This is a genomic window from Streptomyces sp. NPDC127038 (assembly GCF_042725875.1).
GTDB lineage: Bacteria > Actinomycetota > Actinomycetes > Streptomycetales > Streptomycetaceae > Streptomyces.
The window spans coordinates 258-7,470 of sequence record NZ_JBHXDQ010000078.1; the positions used below are offsets into that span (position 1 = coordinate 258).

6 protein-coding genes are annotated in these 7,213 nt (G+C 72.6%); 3 read left to right on the forward strand and 3 right to left on the reverse strand.

What is annotated here, in order from left to right; translation table 11 throughout:
• Nucleotides 1–320 precede the first annotated feature (320 nt).
• A complete protein-coding gene (locus ACFWI4_RS35790; RefSeq protein ID WP_387205121.1) occupies nt 321–1,487 on the forward strand; it encodes an acyltransferase family protein in 1,167 nt (388 codons plus the stop codon).
• 28 nt (nt 1,488–1,515) lie between these two features.
• Here the strand turns inward: ACFWI4_RS35790 and ACFWI4_RS35795 are convergent, their stop codons facing one another.
• Nucleotides 1,516–2,175: a TetR/AcrR family transcriptional regulator C-terminal domain-containing protein gene (locus tag ACFWI4_RS35795; RefSeq protein WP_387205124.1), complete on the reverse strand. Its 660-nt coding sequence runs from the start codon at nt 2,173–2,175 to the stop codon at nt 1,516–1,518.
• Nucleotides 2,176–2,237: 62 nt separating this feature from the next.
• Between ACFWI4_RS35795 and ACFWI4_RS35800 the strand changes: the two genes are divergently transcribed.
• On the forward strand, nt 2,238–3,719 hold the full coding sequence (locus tag ACFWI4_RS35800; protein ID WP_387205190.1) for an FAD-dependent monooxygenase: 1,482 nt from the start codon (nt 2,238–2,240) through the stop codon (nt 3,717–3,719).
• Nucleotides 3,720–3,734: 15 nt separating this feature from the next.
• Here ACFWI4_RS35800 and leuE read toward each other — a convergent pair whose 3' ends face one another.
• Nucleotides 3,735–4,385 (reverse strand): leucine efflux protein LeuE, encoded by a 651-nt coding sequence (gene leuE, locus ACFWI4_RS35805; RefSeq protein WP_385402034.1) that lies wholly within the window; start codon nt 4,383–4,385, stop codon nt 3,735–3,737.
• A 120-nt stretch (nt 4,386–4,505) separates the two neighbouring features.
• Nucleotides 4,506–6,086, reverse strand: coding sequence for a methylmalonyl-CoA mutase (locus ACFWI4_RS35810; RefSeq protein ID WP_387205127.1), 1,581 nt, complete (start codon nt 6,084–6,086; stop codon nt 4,506–4,508).
• A gap of 153 nt (nt 6,087–6,239) precedes the next feature.
• Between ACFWI4_RS35810 and ACFWI4_RS35815 the strand changes: the two genes are divergently transcribed.
• Complete coding sequence (locus tag ACFWI4_RS35815; RefSeq protein WP_387205130.1) at nt 6,240–7,100, forward strand: L,D-transpeptidase family protein; 861 nt, start codon at nt 6,240–6,242, stop codon at nt 7,098–7,100.
• Nucleotides 7,101–7,213 lie beyond the last annotated feature (113 nt).

Consider the following 7,213-nt stretch of genomic DNA (forward strand, 5'->3'; position numbering starts at 1 on the left):
CTCCTCAACCGCCGGAGGGGCTGAATCTTCTCCGAGCCCGAAATCTGAACGCACCCGCAGCCGGGATCCGGACGCGAGGGGGCGTGCCGGTACATCGATGGCCGTCGCCACCGACGGCCGCATCTCCGTCCAACGGCGACGGCCTGACGCACCGGCACGGCCCCGACCCACCCACCGGCCGGCCGAGTCCTCAACGCGGCGGCAACCCGCAGATGAACTCCCGTGGGCAAGACGGAGAACCGGCCTCGCCAGGCCGTAAGCATCCCCGACTATCGGACTAACGTGCTGTGGGCCAGCTGAGTCCCATCGAGGGGAACCTTGTGATCGACACGCCCGAGGAGGCCCGCGGGACGTCGACCGGCACCGTGGTCCGTACCGTCCTGCCACCCGCCGAGACGTCCGCCGTCGCCCCCAAGCCCGTGGTGCGCCGGGAGAACCGGCTGCGCGCCCTGGACGGACTGCGCCTCGTCGCGGCCCTGATGGTGGCGTGCTACCACTACGGCGGCCGGGACGGCGAGGTCGTCCAGGCCTGGGGCAGCTCGCCGCGGCATCAGTTCCCCGCCCTGCACCAGCTGTTCGCCTACGGCTGCCTGGGCGTGCAGGTCTTCTTCGTGATCAGCGGCTTCGTCATCTGCATGAGCGGCTGGGGCCGGCCGCTGCGCTCCTTCTTCGCCTCGCGCGCCTCGCGGCTGCTGCCCGCGTACTGGGCCGCGATCGTCATCGTGACGGCCGTGTTCGCGCTGCCCGTCGTCGCGTACAAGGCGGTCTCGCCGAGCGACGCGCTGGTCAACCTCACCATGCTCCAGCAGCCGCTGGGCGTCGACCGGGTGCTGGGCGTGTGCTGGACCCTGTGGGCCGAGATCCGGTTCTACGCGCTCTTCGCGCTGTGCATCGTGCTGCCGGGGGCGAACCGGCAGCGCGTGATCCTGTTCTGCGCCGGCTGGACGCTGGCCGCGGCCATCGCGCAGGGCGTCCACGAGCCCCTGCTCGACACGGTCCTGATGCCCGAGTACGCCCCGTACTTCATCGGCGGCGTCGGCCTCTACCTGGTGCACCGCAACCGCCGTGACGCGTACGCCTGGGGCATCGTCGGGGTGAGCTGGCTGATCGGGCAGCACTACGCCGTCCAGCGGCTGTGGCACGCCCCGAACCCGGAGTTCTTCTCCAACCGCTCGTCCTACGTCATCATCCTCGTCGTCACCTTCGGCTACGTGGCCGTCGCCGCGATCGCGCTGGGCTGGCTGCACTGGGCGAACTGGCACTGGCTGACGGTCGCGGGCGCGCTGACGTACCCGTTCTACCTGGTCCACGAGCACCTGGGCTGGGTCGTCATCAAGGCCTACCACCGCAGCCTGCACATCCCGTCGTACGGCACCTTCCTGGCCACGATCGCCACCATGCTGGTGCTCGCCTGGCTGCTCAACCGCTTCGTGGAGAACCTGCTCACCCCGAGGCTCCGCGCGGCGCTGTCCAAGCCGCGCGCGTAGGCGGCCGGCAAGCGCGCGTCCGGCCCGTTCAGACGATGCCGTGGCGGGCCTCGACGCCCGCGACGATCAGGGCGAGCCCTTCCTCGAAGTGCCGTTCGTAGTCCTCGAAGATCTCCGCGCCCGCCGCGGCCGCCAGCGGGAAGCCGGCCATGCGGCGGGCGCGTTCGTCGGTGTCGTAGCCCTCGCGGCGCTCGCCCGGCAGCGGCTGGACGCCCTGCTCCTCGGCGACGAAGCCGAGCGTGTAGAAGTGCGCCGTCGACGTGGCGCGGACCGCCTGGGTGAGGGTGAATCCCGCCCGGACGAAGAGCGTCAGCGTCCGCTCCATCTCGACGGCGTGCAGGGTGCCGGTGAAGCGTGAGCCGCTGAAGACCCTGGCGCCGTCGCGGTAGCTCAGCAGGGCGGCGCGCAGTCCGCGGTTGGCGGCGAGCAGCCGCTCCCGCCAGCCTTCGTCCTCCGCCGCCGCGGGGGTGTCGGCCATCCGCCGGTACATCTCCGTGGCCATCTCGTCGAGCAGTTCCTGCTTGTTCTTGAAGTGCCAGTAGAGCGCGGGTGCCTGGACGTCCACCTCCTTGGCGATGGCCCGCAGGGTGAGGCCGTCGAGGCCCGTCTCGTTGAGCAGCCGCAGCGCGGTGTCGACGACCTGCTTCTTGTCCAGCCGGGGGGACCGCTGGGGTCTCTGAGTAGCCACGCTTGACAGTTTAACGCCGTTAAGGGCACGCTCACGGCATGGAACTTAACAGCGTTAAGGAGATGGGTGTGGACGCGACGACGGAGCACGGGACGGGCCCGGACGTGGAGGTGCTCGTCGTCGGCGCGGGCCCGGCCGGGCTCGCCCTCGGTGTCGATCTGGCGCGGCGGGGCGTGGACGCGCTCGTCGTGGAGCGCGGCGAGCGACTGGCACGGGGATCGCGCGGCAAGGGGATCCAGCCGCGCACGATGGAGGTCCTGGACGACCTCGGCGTCCTCGACGCGATCCGCGCCGCGGGCGGCGACTACCCGGTCGGCCTCATCTGGCGGGACGGGAGGCCGGCCGGCGAGCGGCCGATGTTCGACCCGGCCGAGGACGGCGAGGAGGGCTCCCCGTTCACCGAGCCGTGGATGGTGCCCCAGTGGCGCACCCAGGAGATCCTGCACGAGCGGCTGACCGGACTCGGCGGCCGGGTCGCCTTCGGCCACGAGGTGACCGGGCTCGACCAGGACGAGGACGGCGTGAGCGTGCGCTTCTCCTCGGGCGGGGGCACGGGGACCGTCCGCGCGCGGTACGTGGTCGCCGCCGACGGCGGCCGCTCGGCCGTGCGCCGGGCCCTGGGCATCGGAATGACGGGTGCCGGGGAGGACGGGTCGGGCGTCGTGGACCCGGACCCGATCCTGGTCGGGGACGTCCGGATCGACGGCCTCGACCGCGACCACTGGCATCTCTTCCCGCCGCGCGGGGACGGCGAGGGCTTCATGGCCGTCTGCCCGCTCGCGGGCACGGAGTACTTCCAGGTCGTCGCCGGGTTCCCGGCCGGGACCGCCGTCGACGCGTCCCCGGACGGCGTGCGCGGGGCCGTCGCCGCCCGCTCGCACCTGACCGCCGACGCGGTGACCGAGGTGCGCTGGGTCTCCGCCTTCCGGCCGCGCGCCGCACTGGCGGACCGCTTCCGCGCCGGGCGGGTGTTCCTCGCCGGGGACGCGGCGCACGTCCACTCCCCGGCCGGCGGCCAGGGGCTCAACACCAGCGTCCAGGACGCCTACAACCTGGGCTGGAAGCTCGCCGCGGTCCTCGGCGGGACGGCAGACGCGTCCCTGCTCGACACCTACGAGGAGGAGCGCCGCCCCGTCGCCGCCGACATGCTGGGCCTGTCCACCCGGATCCACCGCGGCGAGGCCCGCCGCGGCAGCCTGACCCGCCAGCTCGGCCTCGGCTACCGGGGCTCCTCGCTCGCCGTGGAGACCCGGGCCGGGCTGCCGGACGAGGCGCTGCGCGCGGGCGACCGCGCCCCCGACGCGGCCGTGGACGGCGCCCGTCTCTTCGACGTGTTCCGGGGAACGCACTGGACGCTGCTCACGGTCGGCACGGCCCCGGAACCGCGGCCGCTCCCCGGCGTCCGCACCGCCCGGACCGGGTCCTGCGAGCGGTACGGCGGCGGCGTCTTCCTCGTCCGCCCCGACGGGTACGTGGGCTGGGCGGGCACCGACGCGCGGGACCTCGGCGCGTACGCGGCCCTGGTGGGCCTGAGCGCCGGCTGACCGTGCGCCGGGCGGCTACGCGCTGGCGAGGGTGAGCTTGACCGCGAAGCCGAGGAACAGGGCGCCCGCGGCGGTGGTGGCACCGGCGGACAGCCGCTTGCGCCGGCGGAAGGCCGCCGCGAGGCGCGTCCCGCTGAAGATCAGCGCGGTCAGGTAGAGGACGCTCGCGAGCTGGGCGAAGGCACCCAGGACGACGAACGAGAGTGCCGGGTAGGCGTATCCGGGGTCGACGAACTGCACGAAGAAGGCGACGAAGAACAGGATCGCCTTCGGGTTGAAGAGGCTGATCACCAGCGCCCGCCGGAACGGCCGCTCCCCCGCCACCGGCTCGGGCTCCGCGCTCTCGGCGACCGGCTCCCGCCGGGCCCGCCACATCCCCCGCGCGGCCCGCAGCATCCCGACCGCCAGCCAGGTCAGATAGCCGGCACCGGCGTACTTCACGATGCCGAACAGCACGGCGTTGGCCTGGAGCAGCGACGCGACGCCGGCGGCCGACAGGGTCATCAGCACGGTGTCCCCGCACCACACGCCGGCGGCGGCGGTGTATCCCGTACGGACGCCACGGCGGGCGGCGACGGACAGCACGTACAGCGAGTTCGGCCCCGGCAGCAGGACGATCAGGACGAGGCCCGCGAGATAGGTGGGGAGGTCGATGACACCAAGCATGAGAGCGAGTGTCGCACGCGGTCACGACAGCGCGTCCGGGCGTCCCATCACAGCTCGGTCACCGTCGGGGAGGCCGTTCACCTGCGGGTACCGATCACGCGTACGAGGGAATCGTCCGGCTCAGAAGACGTCCGAGGGCACGTACGTCCCCCAGACCTCGCGCAGCGCGTCGCAGACCTCGCCGACGGTCGCGCGGGCGCGCAGGGCCTCCTTCATCGGGTACAGGACGTTGTCCGTGCCCTCGGCGGCCCGACTCATCGCGGCGAGGGCGGTGTCGACGGCCCGCCGGTCCCGCTCGGCGCGCAGCCGGGCGAGGCGTTCGGTCTGCTGCGCCTCGATGGCCGGGTCCACCCGCAGCGGCTCGTACGGCTCCTCCGTGTCGAGCCGGTAGCGGTTGACGCCGACCACCACCCGCTCGCCGGAGTCGGTCTCCTGGGCGACCCGGTAGGCGGAGCGCTCGATCTCGCCCTTCTGGAAGCCCTGCTCGATGGCCTCGACGGCCCCGCCGAGGTCCTCGACCCGGGTCATGAGGGCGACGGCCGCCGCCTCGACGTCGTCGGTCATCGACTCGACGACGTACGAGCCGGCGAAGGGGTCGACCGTCGCGGTCACGTCCGTCTCGTAGGCCAGGACCTGCTGGGTGCGCAGGGCCAGCCGGGCGGACTTGTCGGTGGGCAGCGCGATGGCCTCGTCGAAGGAGTTGGTGTGCAGCGACTGGGTGCCGCCGAGGACCGCGGCGAGCCCCTGGACCGCGACCCGGACGAGGTTCACCTCCGGCTGCTGGGCGGTGAGCTGGACGCCCGCGGTCTGGGTGTGGAAGCGCAGCATCAGCGACTTGGGGTTCCTCGCGCCGAACTCGTCCCGCATGACCCGGGCCCAGATGCGCCTGGCGGCGCGGAACTTGGCGACCTCCTCCAGGAGCGTGGTCCGGGCGACGAAGAAGAAGGAGAGGCGGGGGGCGAAGTCGTCGACGTCCATGCCGGCGGCGACGGCCGTGCGGACGTACTCGATGCCGTCGGCGAGCGTGAACGCGATCTCCTGCGCGGGGGAGGCGCCCGCCTCGGCCATGTGGTAGCCGGAGATCGAGATCGTGTTCCACTTCGGGATCTCGGCCCCGCAGTACTTGAAGATGTCCGCGATCAGCCGCAGGGACGGCCGGGGCGGGAAGATGTACGTGCCGCGGGCGATGTACTCCTTGAGGACGTCGTTCTGGACCGTGCCCGTCAACTGGCCCGCGGACACGCCCTGTTCCTCGCCGACCAGCTGGTACATGAGCAGCAGCAGCGCGGCGGGCGCGTTGATGGTCATCGAGGTGGAGACCTTGTCCAGCGGGATCCCGCCGAACAGGACCCGCATGTCGTCGACCGAGTCGATCGCCACGCCGACCTTGCCGACCTCGCCGTGCGCGAGGGGTGCGTCCGAGTCGTGGCCCATCTGGGTGGGCAGGTCGAAGGCGACCGACAGGCCGGTCGTGCCGTTGGCGATGAGCTGCTGGTAGCGGGCGTTGGACTCCACGGCCGTGCCGAACCCCGCGTACTGGCGCATGGTCCACGGACGGCCCGTGTACATCGACGGGTACACCCCGCGGGTGAAGGGGTAGGCGCCCGGCGCGCCGAGCTTCTCGGCCGGGTCCCAGCCCGCGAGGGCCTCGGGGCCGTAGACCGGCTCGATGGGCAGTCCGGACTCGGATTCGCGCGCCATTGCAGTGCCTCCCGGGAAGCGGTCCGACGTTTCCGTGGTTCTCTTCCACCATGACGCCCCGTTCGCAACCGGTCACCCGCGGGGAGCATCTCAGGTGATGACGGCGGGACGGGGGCCGATGTGCACGACAGGACGGGTGGGACAGGGGTCCGGATGCGTACGACTGGTTTGAGGAGAACGCTGGCCGGGCTCGCCGTGCTCGCCGCGGTGGGCGGCTGCACGGTGAACACCGGGGACACGCAGGGGAAGCGGCCTTCGGGGCACATCTCCGCCTCGGCCGGCCGGCTCTCCGGCGCGGACGGGAAGAACGCCGGCGGGCCAGGCACCGCGAAGGGCGGGGACGGCACGTCCGGCTCCGCGGGGAAGGACGACGCCGCGCCCGCCGAGGTCCTGTGGTCCCGGGGCGACCGGGGCGACGACATCCGCAGGGCGCAGGCCCGGCTGCACCAGGTCGCCTGGCTGATCACCCCGCCGACGGGGACGTACGACGCCCGGACGGTCGCGGCCGTGAAGGGGTTCCAGGGCAAGCGGGGGCTGCCGCGCACGGGCGAGCTGGACGCCGTGACCTGGCAGCGGCTGCGGGGGATGACGCACGAGCCCGCGGCCTGGGAGCTGTACCCGTACGGCGGGCAGCCGGCCTCGAAGCCCGACCCGCGCTGCATGACGGGCCGCGTGCTGTGCGTCAGCAAGACGAGCCGCACACTGCGCTGGATGATCGACGGCCGGACGGTCTCGGAGATGGACGTGCGGTTCGGCTCCCAGTACACGCCCACCCGCGAGGGTGTGTTCAGCGTCTACTTCAAGTCGCGCCACCACGTGTCGACGATCTACCACACGTCGATGCCGTACGCGATGTTCTTCAGCGGCGGCCAAGCGGTGCACTATTCCTCGGACTTCGCGGCCCGCGGCTACTACGGCGCCTCGCACGGCTGCGTCAACGTGCGGGACGAGCGCAAGGTCTCCGCGCTGTTCGCGCAGGTCCGCACGGGCGACAAGGTCGTCGTCTACTGGTGACGGACGCGCACGCGGCGGCGGGGGAAGTGTGGGGCGGGGGGGGGGCCCGGGGGACCGGTTCCCCGCCCGGCCGGGGGTACAGTCGGGTGGTGGGGGGGGGGACCCCGGGCACG

Coding starts and splice junctions, on each gene's coding strand:
- ACFWI4_RS35800 (WP_387205190.1), top strand. CDS start 2,238: ATGGGTGTGGACGCGACGACGGAGCACGGGACGGGCCCGGACGTGGAG.
- ACFWI4_RS35815 (WP_387205130.1), top strand. CDS start 6,240: ATGCGTACGACTGGTTTGAGGAGAACGCTGGCCGGGCTCGCCGTGCTC.
- ACFWI4_RS35810 (WP_387205127.1), bottom strand. CDS start 6,086: ATGGCGCGCGAATCCGAGTCCGGACTGCCCATCGAGCCGGTCTACGGC.
- leuE (WP_385402034.1), bottom strand. CDS start 4,385: ATGCTTGGTGTCATCGACCTCCCCACCTATCTCGCGGGCCTCGTCCTG.